The 17,868-nt window shown below is 50.3% G+C and carries 15 protein-coding genes; 14 read left to right on the top strand and 1 reads right to left on the bottom strand.

Features of this window, described 5'->3' with window-relative positions; genetic code table 11:
• Window positions 1-289: 289 nt before the first annotated feature.
• The 14 genes from purS (at window position 290) to DMN77_RS17110 (ending at window position 16,990) form a co-directional block, all read left to right on the top strand.
• Complete coding sequence (gene purS, locus DMN77_RS17175) at window positions 290-535, top strand: phosphoribosylformylglycinamidine synthase subunit PurS (protein WP_068778258.1); 246 nt, start codon at window positions 290-292, stop codon at window positions 533-535.
• Between the two features lie 3 nt (window positions 536-538).
• The gene (gene purQ, locus DMN77_RS17170; protein ID WP_068778257.1) at window positions 539-1,228 is read left to right on the top strand and encodes a phosphoribosylformylglycinamidine synthase subunit PurQ; all 690 of its coding nucleotides are present in this window, start codon (window positions 539-541) and stop codon (window positions 1,226-1,228) included.
• Window positions 1,206-3,452, top strand: coding sequence for a phosphoribosylformylglycinamidine synthase subunit PurL (gene purL, locus DMN77_RS17165; protein WP_179015798.1), 2,247 nt, complete (start codon window positions 1,206-1,208; stop codon window positions 3,450-3,452). Before purQ ends, purL begins: the two co-directional genes overlap by 23 nt.
• Window positions 3,437-4,909, top strand: a complete 1,473-nt coding sequence (purF, locus tag DMN77_RS17160) for an amidophosphoribosyltransferase (protein ID WP_179015797.1) — start codon at window positions 3,437-3,439, stop codon at window positions 4,907-4,909. The genes purL and purF overlap by 16 nt, the downstream gene beginning before the upstream one ends.
• Before the next feature lie 661 nt (window positions 4,910-5,570).
• Window positions 5,571-6,614: a phosphoribosylformylglycinamidine cyclo-ligase gene (gene purM / locus DMN77_RS17155; RefSeq protein WP_179015796.1), complete on the top strand. Its 1,044-nt coding sequence runs from the start codon at window positions 5,571-5,573 to the stop codon at window positions 6,612-6,614.
• Window positions 6,614-7,231, top strand: a complete 618-nt coding sequence (gene purN / locus DMN77_RS17150; protein ID WP_179015795.1) for a phosphoribosylglycinamide formyltransferase — start codon at window positions 6,614-6,616, stop codon at window positions 7,229-7,231. Before purM ends, purN begins: the two co-directional genes overlap by 1 nt.
• A 116-nt stretch (window positions 7,232-7,347) precedes the next feature.
• Window positions 7,348-8,895 (top strand): bifunctional phosphoribosylaminoimidazolecarboxamide formyltransferase/IMP cyclohydrolase, encoded by a 1,548-nt coding sequence (gene purH, locus DMN77_RS17145; protein WP_179015794.1) that lies wholly within the window; start codon window positions 7,348-7,350, stop codon window positions 8,893-8,895.
• A 132-nt stretch (window positions 8,896-9,027) separates the two neighbouring features.
• Window positions 9,028-10,299, top strand: coding sequence for a phosphoribosylamine--glycine ligase (purD, locus tag DMN77_RS17140; protein WP_179015793.1), 1,272 nt, complete (start codon window positions 9,028-9,030; stop codon window positions 10,297-10,299).
• A gap of 340 nt (window positions 10,300-10,639) precedes the next feature.
• Window positions 10,640-11,251 (top strand): DJ-1/PfpI family protein, encoded by a 612-nt coding sequence (locus DMN77_RS17135; RefSeq protein ID WP_179015792.1) that lies wholly within the window; start codon window positions 10,640-10,642, stop codon window positions 11,249-11,251.
• Window positions 11,252-11,408: 157 nt separating this feature from the next.
• On the top strand, window positions 11,409-11,630 hold the full coding sequence (locus tag DMN77_RS17130; protein WP_068778248.1) for a hypothetical protein: 222 nt from the start codon (window positions 11,409-11,411) through the stop codon (window positions 11,628-11,630).
• Window positions 11,631-11,774: 144 nt separating this feature from the next.
• Entirely contained in the window at window positions 11,775-12,722 is a 948-nt protein-coding gene (locus DMN77_RS17125; RefSeq protein ID WP_068778247.1) for a ring-cleaving dioxygenase, read from the top strand.
• A gap of 76 nt (window positions 12,723-12,798) precedes the next feature.
• Window positions 12,799-14,061 carry a threonine ammonia-lyase IlvA gene (gene ilvA / locus DMN77_RS17120; RefSeq protein WP_179015791.1) on the top strand — a complete coding sequence of 421 codons (1,263 nt, stop codon included), beginning with the start codon at window positions 12,799-12,801 and terminating at the stop codon, window positions 14,059-14,061.
• Window positions 14,062-14,298: 237 nt separating this feature from the next.
• Window positions 14,299-15,909: a glycoside hydrolase family 43 protein gene (locus tag DMN77_RS17115; protein WP_179015790.1), complete on the top strand. Its 1,611-nt coding sequence runs from the start codon at window positions 14,299-14,301 to the stop codon at window positions 15,907-15,909.
• 28 nt (window positions 15,910-15,937) lie between these two features.
• The gene (locus DMN77_RS17110) at window positions 15,938-16,990 is read left to right on the top strand and encodes an NAD(P)-dependent alcohol dehydrogenase (RefSeq protein ID WP_372776132.1); all 1,053 of its coding nucleotides are present in this window, start codon (window positions 15,938-15,940) and stop codon (window positions 16,988-16,990) included.
• A gap of 97 nt (window positions 16,991-17,087) precedes the next feature.
• On the opposite strand, the gene DMN77_RS17105 is transcribed toward DMN77_RS17110, so the two are convergent.
• A complete protein-coding gene (locus DMN77_RS17105; protein WP_179015788.1) occupies window positions 17,088-17,843 on the bottom strand; it encodes a MerR family transcriptional regulator in 756 nt (251 codons plus the stop codon).
• Between the last annotated feature and the right edge of the window lie 25 nt (window positions 17,844-17,868).

Below are 17,868 nucleotides of genomic sequence, written 5' to 3'. Positions count from 1 at the left end.
GTGGAACGAATTTCTATCTTTTTGGATTCTATGAAATTAAGAAAATTTAGGAACAGTAGCGATCGAAGGAACATTTCACCCGGCTGCCTTCATCTTTCTATTTTTAGTTCAACCAATATAGCAACCGGATTTTCTTTCATCCCGTGCTTCAAGCTTTTGTGTTCATAGAGCAGTTCATAAAGTGTTAATAGTGTTCAAAAGGTACGGTTTTCATCCCGAAAAGAGCTCTTGAACTACCTTATACCGCGGCTGCGCCGCAATACAAACCCTTAGGAGGAACATGAGAGATATGTTGAAAGCGAAGGTCTATGTCACCATTAAACAAAGCGTACTTGATCCGCAGGGAGTTGCCGTGCAAGGCGCACTGCATTCTATGGGCTTCCACGAAGTGGGAAGCGTTCGTATCGGCAAGTATATGGAGCTTCAGCTTGATACGGATGATCGCTTCGAGGCCGAGGCCCGTGTCAAGGCAATGTGTGAGAAGCTTCTGGCGAATACGGTCGTAGAAGACTACCGCTTTGAATTGGAGGGCTAATTCATGAAATTCGCAGTACTCGTATTTCCCGGTTCCAACTGTGACATCGACTGCTACAAAGCTGTGGAGGATACATTAGGTGAACCTGTTGATTATGTATGGCATACAGCTACGGATTTATCCGCTTATGATTGTATCCTGGTTCCGGGTGGCTTCTCTTATGGTGATTATCTTCGCTGCGGTGCGATTTCCCGCTTTGCCCCGGTAATGGCTGAGGTGGCCAAAGCGGCGGAGGCAGGCAAGTTTGTGCTTGGCATTTGCAACGGATTTCAAATTTTGACCGAGGCGGGCCTGTTGCCAGGAACACTGCGCCGCAATATGTCGCTGAAGTTCCGCTGTCATGACACGCTTCTGCGGGTTGAGAACAACAGCAATCCATTCACGAGCGAATATGCACTTGGCGAGGAGATTAACATTCCAATCGCGCATGGGGAAGGCAACTATTATTGCGATGAGAAGACTCTCGCGCAGCTGCAGGCGAACGGACAAATTATTTTCCGTTATGTTCATAATCCGAATGGGTCGCTTGATGATATCGCCGGGATCGCCAATGAACGCGGTAATGTAGTCGGCATGATGCCGCATCCGGAGCGTGCGGTTAGCAATCTGCTTGGATCAGAGGATGGCAAGAAAATGTTCACATCGATTTTGAAGACTTGGAGGGATCAGCATGAGTCAGCAAGTGTCCGCTAAGGAACCGAATGCAGAGCAAATTGCAGAGCAGCAAATTTATAAACAGATGGGCGTTTCGGATAGCGAGTATGAGCTGATCTGCGGATTTCTGGGTCGCAAACCGAACTATACAGAGATTGGCGTATTCAGCGTAATGTGGTCTGAGCACTGCGCATACAAGAACTCCAAGCCGCTTCTAAGAAGATTTCCGACCAGTGGTCCACGCGTACTGATGGGTCCGGGTGAAGGTGCAGGGATCGTCGATATCGGTGATAATCAGGCGGTCGTGTTCAAGATCGAAAGTCATAACCACCCTTCGGCTGTGGAGCCTTATCAAGGTGCGGCGACTGGGGTTGGCGGCATTATTCGCGACATTTTCTCTATGGGCGCAAGACCGATCGCTTCTCTGAACTCTTTGCGTTTCGGCAAGCTGGAGAGCGACCGGGTTAAATATTTGTTCGAGCATGTGGTAGCCGGGATTGCTGGTTACGGCAACTGCATCGGTATCCCAACGGTTGGCGGAGAGGTGGTCTTCGACGAATCTTATGATGGCAATCCGCTGGTCAATGCGATGTGTGTCGGTCTAATCGATCATGATAAAATCCAGCGTGGTGTTGCCAAGGGCGTGGGTAACCCTGTGTTCTATGTAGGGCCGCCAACGGGCCGCGACGGCATCCATGGTGCGACCTTTGCATCCGAGGAGCTGACTGAGGAGTCGGAAGCGAAGCGAACGGCTGTACAGGTTGGCGATCCGTTTATGGAGAAGCTTGTGATGGAGGCTTGCCTGGAGCTGATTGATACGGGCATCGTGCTTGGCATTCAGGATATGGGCGCAGCGGGTCTCACCTGCTCCAGCGCAGAAATGGCCAGTAAAGCCGGCAACGGCCTGGAGCTATACCTGGACGAAGTTCCACAACGCGAGGAAGGCATGACGGCTTATGAGATGATGCTCTCGGAGTCGCAGGAACGGATGTTGTTTGTGGTGGAGCCAAAGGACGAGGCACAAGCACGGGAGATTTTTGAACGTTGGGGCGTGATTTGCTCCAAGGTTGGTAAAGTGACGGATGACGGGCGTCTGAAGCTGATTCATCATGGCGAAGTTGTCGGCGATATGCCGGTGACCGCGCTCGTTGATGAATGTCCTATTTATAATAAGCCATCCAGCGTGCCATCTTACTATGAAAAGAATGCCAATATAGATACTTTAAGATATGAAGAAGTTCGTGATTTGAACGGTGCATTGGATAAAGTGTTATCTTCGCCTACTGTAGCCAGCAAGGCATGGGTTTACAACCAATACGACTATATGGTGCGTACAAGCACTGCGGTTCGTCCGGGTTCAGACGCCGCTGTCGTAACGGTGCATGGAACGCGCAAAGCGCTGGCTATGACGACGGATTGTAACGGACGGTTTGTTTATCTCGATCCGGAGATCGGCGGCAAGATCGCGGTGAGTGAAGCCGCGCGTAATATCGTCTGCTCCGGCGCAGAGCCGCTGGCGATTACGGATAACCTGAATTTCGGCAGCCCGGAGAAGCCGGATATTTTCTGGCAGATGGAGAAATCGGTTGATGGGATGGCGGAAGCCTGCCGTGTGTTGGATACTCCAGTAATCGGCGGTAATGTGAGTCTCTATAACGAGAATTCCAAAGGCGCGATCTATCCGACACCGGTTGTCGGCATGGTTGGTCTGGTGCATGATACGGATCATATTACGACGCAAGGCTTCAAACAGGAGGGAGATGCAATCCTCCTGCTTGGCGACAATTATGGTGAACTGGGCGGCAGCGAGTTCCAGGCTGTTGTTCATGGCGTTACGGAAGGGCGTCCACCGCAGCTTGATTTGAATAAAGAAAAGTCGCTGCTTAATGCGGTTCTCAAAGCAATTCAGAGCGGACTCGTTCAATCGGCGCATGACCTTTCGGAAGGCGGCCTTGCTGTCGCCCTGGCAGAATCGTGCATCAGCGGCGGCTTGGGAGCTAAGGTTGAGCTGGCTGTCTCGGACTTGCGTGCGGACATCGCCTTGTTCAGTGAATCCCAATCACGCATCCTGCTCTCAGCTTCGCCAAATCAAGCGGATGAACTTGTGAAGTTGATCGCGCAGCATGGCGTACCTGTGCAGGTAATCGGACGTGTGGAAGGCGGAGATCTTATCGTTCATGCGAATGATGCTGCTGTTGTCAATAGACCTGTACAAGAGCTGAAGCAGGTCTGGGAGGATGTCATTCCATGTCTGATGAAATAATGCCTTTCTGGACAGGTGATTATTACAACGAGGGCAGCGGACGTGACGGCATATTCGATAAATTAAAAGAGGAGTGCGGCGTATTCGGGGTGTTCGGTCATCCCGAGGCCGCTTCTATATCCTATTACGGCCTGCATGCGTTGCAGCATCGTGGCGAAGAGAGCGCAGGGCTCTGCGTTGCGAATGGAACGGAGTTCAATTATCACCGCGAAATGGGGCTGGTCAAGGAAGTGTTTGACCGTGACAAGCTGTCCTCGCTGCAGGGGGATCGTTCGATCGGCCATGTTCGTTATTCGACAAGCGGAGATAGCCGCGTGACGAATGCTCAGCCGCTCATCTTCAAGTACCGCGACGGAGATCTTGCGGTGGCCACGAACGGCAATATCGTCAATGCTCCGAAGATTCGCCGCGAGCTGGAGCAGTCCGGCTCGATCTTCCAGACGACTAGCGATACGGAGGTTATCGCTCACCTGATCGCTCGTTCCTCCAAAGATTTCGTGGAGGCAGCGAAGGACGCGCTTCATCAGTTGGTCGGCGGATTTGCGTTCTTATTGATGACGAATGATAAGCTGCTTGTCGCCAGCGATCCAAACGGCTTGCGGCCTATATCGATGGCTCGCCTTGGCGATGCTTATCTGTTCTCGTCCGAAACCTGTGCCTTTGAGGTTGTCGGGGCAGAGATCATTCGCGATATCCGTCCCGGCGAATTGCTGGTGCTGGACGCAAATGGCCTCCGCGAAGACCGCTATGCCGAACCGCAGCGCAAAGCGCTATGCGCGATGGAGTATATTTACTTTGCTCGCCCGGATAGCGATCTGAACGGCTCGAATCTCCATTCGGCCCGGAAGCGGATGGGCCAGGTGATGGCTCAGGAGTCTTTTGTTAATGCGGATGTTGTCACAGGCGTGCCGGATTCCAGCATTTCTGCGGCGATTGGTTATGCGGAGCAAACCGGGATTCCCTATGAGCTCGGCTTGATCAAAAACAAGTATACTGGCCGAACTTTCATCCAGCCCAGTCAGGAGCTGCGTGAGCTTGGCGTAAAGATGAAGCTTAGCGCCGTACGCCGCGTCGTGGAGGGAAAACGCGTCGTTATGATCGACGACTCGATCGTCCGCGGAACGACATCTCGCCGCATCGTCAATTTACTGCGGGAAGCGGGGGCGACAGAGGTGCATGTTCGGATTACCTCGCCACCCTTCAAGAATCCATGCTTCTATGGGATCGATACACCCGATCGCAGCGAGTTGATTGCTTCCTCCCGCTCGATCGAGGAGATTCGCCAGGAGATTAACGCTGATTCATTGGAGTTTTTAAGCGCGGATGGCCTGATCCAGGCTGTCGGCGGCGACAATAAAGATGACTATAAAGGCGGCATGTGTATGGCTTGCTTCGACAACGACTATCCTACACGCACCGACTTTAATGGTGAAGAGAAATACGGATGCACCAGTTAATATTTCTAACGAAACTACAGATCGCTATTTGCTCTAAAACAACGGCTATTCTAAGCTAACGAAACACCATATCGCTATTTGGACTAAATTCAGGCTGTGAGTCACTATTTATGCCAAATAACGATCCCCAGTTTCGTTACAATTTTCAGATGCCCTTATTGGTGCAAATAGCGATACCACGTTTCGTTAGAAGTTAGGCGTCGCGCCTTATGTGGAGTGCCTAGTGTAAAGTTGAGCATCGCGTCTCAGGTTGAGTACCTAGTGTAAAGTTGAGCATTGCGCCTTATGTGGAGTGCCTAGTGTAAAGTTGAGCATTGCGTCTTATGTGGAGCACCTAGTGTAAAGTTGGGCATTGCGTCTTATGTGGAGCACCTAGTGTAAAGTTGAGTATCGCGTCTCATATGGAGCACCTAGTGTAAAGTTGAGCATCGCGTCTTATGTTGAGCATCGCATTTCATATTGAGCACTTCATGTTATTTTGAGTATCGCATCTCATATTGAGTATCGCGTCTCATGTTAAGCAGCTAATGTGATGTTGAGCACCTCGTCTCAAATGCTAATATTCCACATAAGATGATCGGTATAATTAATGATATGAAATATCATAGGTTCAAGGGATTTTTGAACTAACTATAATTTACGTTAAGGAGAGTGTCCTGTCGTGTCAGAAGCATATAAGAACGCCGGGGTGGACATCGCGGCTGGCAATGAAGCGGTAGAGCGGATGAAGAAGCACGTCAAACGGACGTTCCGTCCGGAGGTCATGACCGATCTGGGCGGGTTTGGTGCCTTGTTCGGCTTGAACAAGGATAAATACGAGGAGCCGGTGCTAGTATCGGGAACCGATGGCGTGGGAACGAAGCTGAAGATTGCTTTTGCTATGGACAAGCATGACACGATTGGCATCGATGCGGTGGCCATGTGCGTGAACGATATCGTAGTTCAAGGCGCGGAGCCGTTGTTCTTCCTCGATTACCTGGCTTGCGATAAGGTGGTTCCGACCAAGATTGAAGCGATCGTTGCTGGAATTGCCGAAGGATGCCATGAATCCGGTTGTGCGCTGATCGGCGGAGAAACAGCCGAAATGCCGGGCATGTACAGTGAAGGTGAATACGATATTGCCGGATTCACGGTAGGGGTCGTGGATAAGAGCAAGATTGTCAACGGAAGCACCATTGCCTCTGGTGATGTAGTGATCGGCTTGGCTTCCAGCGGAGTTCATAGCAACGGCTTCTCGCTGGTACGCAAGCTGCTGTTGGAAGATGGCGGCTATAGCCTGCAGGATGAAGTGGCGGAGCTTGGCGGAGCGAAGCTGGGTGATGTGCTGCTGACGCCTACAAAGCTGTATGTGAAGCCAGTACTAGCTTTACTGAATGAGGTTCAGGTGAAGGGCATGGCTCATATTACCGGCGGCGGCTTCATTGAGAATATACCGCGTGTTTTGCCGGAAGGGGTTAACGTTGAGATCGATTACGGCTCATGGCCGATTCAACCGATATTCTCCCTGCTTCAACAGCAAGGCGATGTCAGTAACCGTGATATGTTCACGACATTTAATATGGGAATCGGGCTGGTGATTGTCGTTGTCGAGGATCAGGCAGAGGCGGCTGTTGCTGCGCTTCGCGCTGCTGGAGAACACCCATATCCCATTGGCCGAGTTACTGAAGGAAATCGGGAAGTGACCTTCAAAGGAGTCCAGGTCTGATGGCTTCGTTATTCCGGATTGCCATATTTGCTTCGGGTCAGGGCAGCAATTTCCAAACATTTGTAGATGCGACACAAAGCGGGAGGCTTGAGGCTGAGATCGTGTTGCTGGTCAGCGATAAGGCCAAAGCGCCGGTTGTCGAACGAGCCCAGCGGGCTGGCATTGACAGCTATGTGTTTGACCCGAAGGCTTATGCGAAGCGCGAAGATTATGAGCTGGAGATTGCCGCTGAATTGGAGCGAAGGCAGGTCGATTTGGTAGTCCTTGCTGGTTATATGCGGCTGCTGACGTCGGTACTGGTTGATCGCTATACAGGGAGAATGATCAATATTCATCCATCGCTGCTGCCGGCTTTTCCGGGTAAGGATGCAATTGAACAAGCCTGGGAATACGGTGTCAAAACGACCGGAATTACCGTCCATCTTGTAGACGGAGGCATGGATACCGGAGCTGTGATCGCCCAGAAAGCGGTTGAGATCAGGAACGAGGATAGTCTGGAATCCCTGGAAGAGAAAATTCATGCGGCTGAAAAAGAGCTGTACCCGCAGGTCGTCTCATGGTTCGCTAAAGGAATGATTCGTGTCGAAGGCCGTAAGGTCTCGGTTTTACAAAAATAATTTATTGTCATACAGAAGTCACCAGATTCAATCAAGCAACAGGAGATCAATGCAAATTCGATATTTCCCGAGAAATATCGTGTCTATATTCGCCATTAAAGAGGAGGAAGCAATTCGTGGGTATCAAAAGAGCGTTGGTAAGTGTGTCGGATAAGACAGGCATCGTAGATTTTTGCCGGGAGCTGTCTCAGCTCGGCGTAGAGATTATTTCGACAGGAGGAACAAAGAGTCTGTTGTCGAAGGAAGGGGTTCCTGTTATCGGTATTTCCGATGTCACAGGCTTCCCGGAAATTCTGGACGGGCGCGTTAAGACGCTGCATCCGACCGTGCACAGCGGCTTGCTGGCGATTCGGGACAGTGCAGAGCATCAGGCGCAAATGAAGGAGCTGGGACTCGATTATATCGATCTGGTCGTTGTAAATCTGTATCCGTTCCAGGAGACGATTGCCAAGCCGGGTGTTGCTTATGAAGAAGCGATCGAGAATATCGATATCGGCGGCCCAACTATGCTGCGTTCTGCGGCCAAGAACCACGCTTTTGTGAGCGTTGTTGTTGATGCCAATGATTACAGCCAAGTGTTGAATGAGATTCGCGATGGCGGGGACACAACGCTGGAAACCCGTAAACAGCTCGCGGCAAAAGTATTCCGTCATACCGCGGCCTATGATGCTCTTATTTCCGACTACTTGTCCAGCAAGCTGGGCGATCCGCTTCCGGAACGTCTTACCGTTACCTATGAGAAAATTCAGGACCTTCGTTATGGCGAAAATCCGCATCAAAAAGCCGCTTTCTACCGCAAGCCGTTGGCTGCTGTCGATTCGTTGACGAATGCGGAGCAGCTGCATGGCAAGGAGTTGTCCTATAACAATATCAATGACGCCAATGCGGCGCTGCAAATCGTCAAGGAATTTACGGAACCGGCTGTCGTAGCGGTGAAGCATATGAATCCTTGCGGCGTAGGGATTGGCGAGAGCATCTACGAAGCTTATCGTAAGGCTTACGATGCTGACCCGGTTTCTATCTTCGGCGGCATTGTGGCGGCAAATCGCATAATTGATAAAGATACAGCCAATTTGCTTAAGGATATTTTTCTGGAGATCGTCCTTGCACCAGGGTTCACAGATGAGGCGCTGGCCTTGCTGACGCAGAAGAAGAATATTCGCCTTCTGAAGATCAGCGGTCTGGAACTGGCAGCGGATCGCAAGAGCCAATACGTGGTTACTTCCATCGACGGCGGTATGATTGTACAAGAGAGCGATATTCACTCCTTGGCGGAGGCTGACCTGCAGGTTGTAACAGATCGTAAACCGACGGAAGAAGAGTTGAAGCAATTGCTGTTTGGCTGGAAGGTTGTTAAGCATGTTAAGTCTAACGCGATTGTTCTGGCGAAGGATGACATGACGGTTGGCGTTGGCGCTGGACAAATGAACCGCGTAGGTTCAGCCAGAATTGCTATCGAGCAGGCAGGGGAGAAAGCCAAGGGCAGCGTGCTTGCTTCCGATGCGTTCTTCCCGATGGGAGACACCCTGGAGGAAGCGGCCAAGGCAGGCATTACAGCGGTGATTCAACCAGGGGGCTCGATTCGTGACGAGGAGTCGATTAAGGTAGCCAATGAGTATGGTATCGCTATGGTATTTACCGGAGTGAGACATTTTAAACACTAAGAAACCTGAAGACGGCAGACCGCTGCGGCGGCCTGTCGTTTTTTGCCCAAGCCTAATATAGACATTTGCGCAGAGCCACTAAGGTTGCATTACAGCAGCAGTATGATCAAGCAAATAAAAGGAGGAATCCTAATGGATATTTTAGTGATCGGCGGCGGTGGACGTGAGCATGCGATCTGCTGGGCGTTGGCCAAGAGCCCGAAGGCAGACCGGATCTATTGCGCTCCGGGGAACGCCGGGATCGGACAAATCGCTGAGCTTGTATCGATTCAGGTAGGAGAGTTTGAGCACCTGGTCGCTTTTGCCGAGGAAAAGAAGGTTGGCCTTGTCGTGGTCGGGCCCGATGACCCGCTGGCGGACGGGATCGTGGATGCCTTTGAAGCGAAGCATATTCCGGTATTTGGACCGCGCAAGAACGCGGCGCATATTGAAGGCAGCAAGACCTTCATGAAGGATTTGCTCCATAAGTACAATATCCCTACGGCAGCCTATGAGAAATTCGACAGCTATGAAGCGGCCTTGAGTTATTTGCATAGTCAGCCTGTGCCAATCGTCATCAAAGCTGACGGTCTGGCAGCGGGTAAAGGAGTAACCGTAGCCTTTACGCGTGAGGAAGCAGAGGAGGCGTTGCGGAGCATTATGGTGGACAAGGTGTTCGGCGAATCGGGCAGTCAGGTTGTGATTGAAGAATTCCTGGCCGGCCAGGAAATGTCGATCCTCGCTTTTGTCGACGGTGAAGTGGTGCGTCCTATGGCGGCGGCGCAGGACCATAAGCAGGTCTATGACGATGATAAGGGACCCAACACCGGCGGGATGGGGACGTATTCACCGCTGCCGCATATCGCGGATAATATCATTGAAGAAGCGATTGAGACGATTATTAAACCTACAGCTAAGGCGATGGTGGCAGAAGGGCGTCCGTTCCGCGGCGTACTGTTCGCGGGTTTGATGATCACGCAGGACGGCAAGCCGAAGACGATAGAATTCAACGCACGATTTGGCGATCCCGAGACCCAGGTCGTATTGCCTCGCTTAAAGAGCGATTTACTGGAGATTTTTCTTGCCGCAGTAAACGGTACGCTGGACCAAGTGCAAATCGAATGGAGCGATCAGGCCGCAGTCTGTGTCGTGCTGGCTTCCGGCGGCTATCCTGCTTCCTATCCGAAGGGCTTGACGATCCAAGGTTTGCAGAATGCTGAGCAGGAGCAGTCTCTGGTGTTCCATGCCGGAACAGCAAAAAATGCCGAAGGAGCATGGGTCACGAATGGGGGCCGCGTGCTGGGAGTGGTTGGATTAGGTAAGGATATTGCCGAAGCTCGCGATAAGGCTTATGCCGCTGCAACGCAGATTACATTTGAAGGCAAGCATAACCGCAGTGATATTGCCATGAAGGCATTGCGATAAGAGAGCTTGAAGTAATAAGTTAGGAATCGTGGAGCAGAAGCCCGGAAGTCGAACACTTGAAGAACAGTGTCCGCTTTCGGGTTTTTGTATGGAAGTCTTTGAAGGAAAATAAATATAGTAACAATTGTACAATGTATGGGGAAAGTGATGTATTTGGCAATACGTATGATTCTGATCGGTCCTCTGAGTGCGGTGGATGATGTCGGGAGCGGAGCACTTGCTGAACGGTCGGCGGTTTTTTGAAAAAAGATTCTGGTTATAGCATGATAGAAAATACATACCTACTACATTATATGGCTCATTAATTATTTGAAGTTCGTAGAAAAGAGGAGGAGGACATATGAAGAGATGGAAAGTAGGCATTCTGCTGTTTGACGATGCGGAGGTGCTTGATTTTGCCGGGCCGTTCGAGGTGTTTGCTGTGACATCGGTAAAGCAGAATGAAGGGGAGTTATACAGTCCTTTTGAAGTAACGACTATATCAGAGACCGGTCAGATGATTACGGCCCGGAATGGGTTGAAGGTGCAGCCGGATTATAGCTTCGGATCAGCACCTGCCTATGATTTGCTGGTCATTCCAGGCGGCATGGGGACGAGAGGGCTAGTGCACAATAAAGCGGTTGTAGCTTGGATCGCCGAGCGATTTGCAGAAGTACAGTGGATGACTTCGGTTTGCACCGGCTCCTTCTTGCTGGCGGAAGCAGGGTTGCTTGAGGGCAAACAAGCTACGACGCATTGGGCGAGCATTGAAAGAATGCGTAATACTTACCCTGGGGTCAGCGTAGAGGAAAACGTCAAATATGTCGACGAAGGCCGGATTGTAACCTCGGCAGGAATATCAGCCGGAATTAACATGGCATTTCATATGGTTAATCGTCTGCTTGGTAAAGAGGTTGCACAGGAGACAGCGCGCAGGATGGAATACGATATTATTCTGGATGCTGATAAATAACGGTATCTGTGAGCGAATTGGCCTGTACTTAGTTATACTTTGACGGATTCTCAGAATGTGCTTCAGCTTACAGGCAGGGATAATTATCGCCCCTTTGACAAATGTTAAAGCAGAAAGTTCTACATTATTCCAACATTGTCGGGAGGCGACCTAACGGATGAGTAAAGAAAAGAAGGATATGCTTCCGGTATCGCGTGAGCAAGTGGAGGTTGAGGGTGTCTATACGGATGAAATTGGCCGTGAGGAGTACCTGCACAAGGGGGAGCAATTCCCCGCCGATCTGGTTCATGGAACGGTAGAATGGAAGCTGACTGAGCTGGCCCAGATCAAGCATGCTGAAGGGCGCACAGACCCTGAGTCGGATACAGAGGAAGATTAGTTCATAGGTTGGAATGAGTCGAACGTCCCCGAGTTCACTTTTCGGAAGGGCGTTCGATTTGTTTTCACTACGGATGGGTGAATTCATCGCGGATGTTCCGTATAATGGATAACTGAGGAGAGGTATTAATCGGGAGGACAAGCGATGAGCGTTACGACAGGGATTCATCATATTACAGCTATTGTGGGGGATGTTCAAGAGAGCGTTGATTTCTACGCGGGTGTTTTAGGTCTAAGGCTCGTGAAGAGAACAGTTAATTATGAGGCCCCGGATCTATATCATCTATATTTTGGCAATGAAAATGGAGACCCCGGAACGATTATGTCTTTCTATCCGCTGGAGAGTGACCATCAGGGTATTCTTGGCGGTGGCCAGGTTGGCGTTATCGTGCTTGCGGTTCCACCGGGAAGCATGCTCTACTGGCGGCAGCGGTTGAAGGACTTTGAGATTACATATATGGATCTGGTTCGTTTTGATGAGGAATACGTTCGGTTTGCCGACCCCTCCGGACTGTTGATTGATCTGGTTGAGTGTCGGGAAGGGCCGTTCAGCCTTTGGCAATTTGGTGGCATTCCGGAAGGTTATGCCATTAAGGGATTGGCAGGTGCTTTATTATTCAGTTGCAACAGCGAGAAAACGGCAGAGGTCCTGCAGGAGGTCCTTGGTCTGGATTATGTTGGCGAGGAAGAAGGGCTGTTGCGTTTCAAAGCGGCGGATAGCCTCGGCAATGTGATCGATTTGAATATGGAGAACTTGCCAAGAGGCTGCAGCGGTGCCGGGACCGTTCACCATATGGCCTGGCGGACGAAGGACAAAGAAGAGCAGATGAAGTACCACGAGCTGCTTGAAGTAAGCGGCATGGAACCGACACCGGTCATCGATCGCCAATACTATAAATCCTTATACTTTCGCGAGCCGGGGGGGATTTTGTTCCAGGTAGCTACGGACGGGCCTGGCTTTGATAACGACGAGACTCCGGAATCTCTGGGCAATAAGCTGATGCTGCCGGATATGTATGAGGATCAGCGCGAGAGAATAGCGAAGCGGCTTAAGCCATTCCAGGTCAGAGCCGTAAAGCCGGCCGGTAAATAGGACTTGATCGATCAGCCGTTCGGGTGTAACTTTATAAAAACAATAAAAACGATTGAAGTAAAGTGAGGAGAAGAGGATGAACCAAACGGAACGGCAACCAGTGGGGATGGAGGATATCGTACGCGCTCACCATGTGTTGAAAGAGGTTGTAAAACGTACACCGTTGCAATTAGATGCGGCGCTGTCTGCCAAATATGAATGCAATGTCTACTTAAAGCGTGAGGATTTACAGGTTGTCCGCTCCTTTAAAATCCGTGGGGCTTACAATATGATCCGCAGCCTGAGCCAGGACGAGTTGGCTAAAGGGATCGTATGTGCCAGCGCAGGCAATCATGCGCAGGGAGTTGCCTTCTCCTGCAATGCGCTGGGCATCCGGGGCAAAATATATATGCCAAGCACGACGCCAAATCAAAAAGTGAAGCAAGTGAAGCGCTTTGGCGGTTCGGCGGTAGAAATCGTGCTGACGGGCGACACCTATGATGATGCATATGAGGAAGCTATGAAGGCGTGCCGGGAAGGCGGAATGACGTTCATTCATCCTTTTGATGATCCGAAGATCGTCGCCGGCAACGGAACGATCGGAATGGAGATTATGGAGGGCCTTGCCGCACCGGCGGATTATATCTTCGTCACGATTGGCGGCGGAGGGCTGGTCTCCGGAGTGGGTACGTATATGAAGACCGTCAGTCCGGTGACAAAGGTGATCGGTGTAGAACCAGCCGGGGCTGCATCGATGTCAGAGGCGCTGAAGCAGCAGCAGGTCGTCACTCTGGAGGCGATTGACAAGTTCGTCGACGGGGCCGCGGTGAAGCGGGTCGGAGATTTGAACTACGCCATTTGCGCAGAGCTTCTTGATGACATTGTCAAGGTTCCAGAAGGCAAGGCTTGTACGACTATTCTCGAGCTATACAATGACAGTGCGATCGTGGTTGAGCCCGCTGGGGCATTGCCTGTATCGGCACTGGATATGTACCGCGATCAAATTCGAGGCAAGACGGTAGTCTGCATCATTAGCGGTGGCAACAATGATATCGACCGGATGCAGGAGATGAAGGAGCGCTCGCTCATTTACGAAGGCTTGAAGCATTACTTCCTGATCAATTTCCCGCAACGCGCCGGAGCGCTGCGGGAGTTCCTGGAGGATGTGCTTGGGCCCAATGACGATATCGCCCGGTTTGAGTACACAAAGAAGCATAACAAGGAGAATGGCCCGGCCTTGGTCGGAATCGAGCTAAGCGACCAGTCGGACTACGGGCCGTTGATCGACAGGATGAAATCGAAGAATATCGCCTATACCGAGCTGAATCGCGACTTGAATTTGTTTAACCTGTTGATTTGAGCAGGACGAATAGGAATTTACTCTACGGATAAGAGTAGATGAACGATATATTAATAAAACAGCTATGCATTCTTGAGCAGTCTGCGGCATTTTATGCCTGGGGCTGCTCTTTTTCTATGTCCATACGAGTCTTAAGGGTAAATAGGTGCGGGAATTGGGCAGGGCAGAGAAATGGATAAATAAGCTATTATAATTTAAAACAGCAGCCACATTAGAGCACAAGAGGAGGAATGCCTGGTGTCTTATATTGTGAATCCGATCTTGAGAGGATTTAACCCCGATCCGTCGATCATCCGGGTTGGCGAGGATTATTACATTGCGACCTCAACGTTTGAATGGTTCCCGGGCGTACAGATTCATCATTCCCGGGATTTGCAGAACTGGAAGCTGATCGGTCATCCGTTAACTCGAACAAGCCAATTAAATATGACGGGAAATCCGGACTCAGGTGGCGTCTGGGCGCCTTGTCTCAGCTGCCATGAAGGGACATATTATCTTATTTATACCGATGTGAAGAGTCATATGGGACCGTTCAAGGATACGCATAATTATATGGTTACCGCGAGTGACATACATGGTCCATGGAGTGAACCGATCTATCTGAACAGCAGCGGCTTCGACCCTTCGATGTTCCATGAAGAGGACGGAACCAAGTGGATTGTCAATATGGTATGGGACCATCGCAAAGGGAAAAATCATTTCGGTGGCATCGTTATTCAGCAATACTCGCAAACCGAGAAGCGTCTTGTTGGTCCGATTCATAACATCTTCAGGGGGACCTCGCTTGGTTTAACCGAAGGGCCTCATATTTATAGAGCCAATGGCTATTACTACCTGATGACGGCGGAAGGGGGAACGAGATATGGACATGCCATTACGATGGCACGCTCGACTTCGCTACTCGGGCCCTATGAGGCTGATCCGGCGGGACCTGTGCTAACCTCCGCAGACCGTCCTGAGGCAGAACTGCAACGCGCGGGACACGGCTGCCTGGTGGAGACGCCATCCGCAGAGATGTATCTTGTTCATCTGTGCGGACGTCCTTTGAGGCCGTCACTGTACTGCACATTAGGCAGGGAGACAGCAATTCAGAGATGTATATGGAACGAAGCGGGATGGTTAAGTCTGGCTTCGAGAGATCATGAGCCTGAAGTGAAGGTAACGGCCCCATCAATACCGGAATATTCCTTTGAGCCTGAGCCGGAGACAGAGCATTTTGATAGTGATCAGATCAGCATTCATTTCAATAGCTTGCGCGAGCCGCTGGCTGAGGATTGGGCGTCTCTCCGTGAACGCCCTGGATTTCTACGTCTAAGAGGGAGGGAATCCTTATCCTCCCATCATCAACAGAGCTTGATCGCCCGCCGCCAGCAGTCATTCCTGGTTGAAGCCGAGACGGTTGTTGAATTTGCGCCGGACAGCTATCAACAGTTGGCCGGACTGATCTATTACTATAATTCAAGGAATTATTATTATTTATGGATCAGCTGGGATGAGGAGCTTGGAAAATGTGTAGGGATTATGTCCAGCGATCGGGGGTCCTATGATGAACCGTTGAAATCGCCAGTGTCAATTGAAGGCTGGGAACGCTGTTATTTAAAAGCAATGATCCGCAGGGAAAGGCTGCAGTTCCTCTATTCCCGGGATGGGCAGGAATGGCAGCTCATCGGCGGTGAACTGGATGCAACGAAGCTATCGGACGAAAATGCAGAATTCATTAAAGAAGGCGTTGCGCTTGACCAAGGTTTTACCGGGGCATTTCTCGGCATGTGTGTTCAAGATTTAAGCGGCCGCGGGCTGCATGCGGATTTTGATTATTTTACGTACCGTGAGCTGGATGAATATTAATGACAGAGGAGAGTCGAAAACGATGTCTATGATACCTGAAGTAATGGAAGCAGCTGTCTTGAATAAACCGATGGATATGGCATTGAAACAAGTACCTGTGCCTAGGATTAAGGAAGATGAGGCGCTTATTAAAGTGTATTGTATCGGTGTCTGCGGCTCGGATGTTCATTATTATGAGCATGGCAGAATTGGCCGTTATGTCGTGGAAAAGCCGATTATTCTTGGCCATGAGCTGGCCGGGGAAGTCGTACAGGTGGGAGCGGGGGTAACGAATGTATCTGTCGGCGACCGTGTTGCGGTAGAGCCTGGCGTAGCCTGCGGACGCTGTGAATACTGCAAGTCAGGCCGTTACAATCTGTGCCCGGATGTGGTATTCATGGCCACTCCTCCGGTGGACGGCGCGTGGGCCGAATATGTCGCGGTGCGCAGTGATTTTCTGTTCCGCCTTCCGGACGGTCTGAGCTTCGAGCAAGGCGCTTTGCTGGAGCCGCTTTCGGTAGGCATGCACGCGATGATCCGGGGCGGGGTAAAACCTTCTGACCGTTTGCTGATTACAGGGCTTGGCCCCATCGGCTTACTCGCGATCCAGGCGGCTAAAATATACGGTGTCACTGAAATCTATGCGACAGATATTGTACCGTTTCGTCAAAACCTCGCGCTGGAAATGGGCGCCACTGCGGTGATCAATCCGGCGAAGGAGGATCTGAAGGAACGGATTGCACATTTAACCTCAGGCCGGGGGGTTACCGTGGTTGTGGAGTCATCAGGGAATGGCCGGGCGATCTCCGATGCGCTGACAACCGTGAATCGCGGTGGCCGGGTTGTACTGGTTGGCATGCCTGCGGCTAAGGAGATCCCGGTGGATATCAATACGATTATCGACGGTGAGATCGATGTGTATGGATTGTTCCGCTACGCCAATACATATCCGTCGGCTATTCAGGCTCTTGGCAGATCAGACATTGATGTGGGGCGGGTTATTACACATAAGTATGCTCTGAAGGATATTCAGGAAGCAGTGGAAGTCGCCCGGACAGAGAAAGAGACGGGTATCAAAGTGATGATTTATCCGCAGCTTTAAGTTCATAGGCATTAGCTTAGACACCCCTCCACACAAGTGGAGGGGTGTACTGCTATAACCATTGCCGTATATAGCTTTGAAGCATTCCTCGTTAATGTTATTTTGCATCGCTTTCATTCCTCAAATAATTAGCGGCTACCTTATTCAGAAAATAAGCGTAACCCAATTGCCATTGTTCAAGCATATTTCTATGGAAATCATCAACGATGAAAAACTCGGTTTGATTTAGAAAATCTTGCGCTGTGGAGGGATGCCCCATTTTTTCTAAAAAGGATAAATGCTCTTGGACACGTTCAAACACTTCCGGATCATTAGCGGGATAACCTTCTCGCAAGTAGCAGATCATATCTTCGTTAAACGACTGTGCTTCTACAGCAGAATCATTCATGGATTCTACGTCAACCTTTTGATACGACAAGTCAAAGCCATACGCTTGCTGCAAATGCTCATCTTGATTTTTTAAGGCTTTCTTCCATTCTTCTTCGGTTTCAAACCCTTTAAACATATTTTCCATATCTGCATCTACCCCTTCTTTAGCGCTTTGGATAGAGGAATTGATCGTCTTGATCAGTCCTTTAAATCGTTCGATCCTTTGCTCCAGTAACTTTTTTTGTTGAATCAATGTATTCTCCCTGTCGATTTCACAATCCAGCAATTGCTTAATTTCTTTGAGTGGCAAATCCAGTTCTTTGTAAAAAAGAATTTGCTGTAATCGCTCCAGGTCTTTTAATCCATACAAACGGTAACCGGCCTCCGTTGTTTGCTCCGGGATCAGAAGTCCTATTCTATGATAATGGTGTAATGTTTTTACTGTTGTATGAGCCAACTTTGCAACTTCATGAACGGTATACATGATTTCCCCCTCTTCATGTTCTATA

The sequence above is a fragment of the Paenibacillus sp. 79R4 genome (genome assembly GCF_013393165.1).
Classification (GTDB): Bacteria; Bacillota; Bacilli; order Paenibacillales; family Paenibacillaceae; genus Fontibacillus.
The sequence above is the reverse complement of the archived record's forward strand: the minus strand, read 5'-3'. Positions and strand labels throughout refer to the sequence as shown.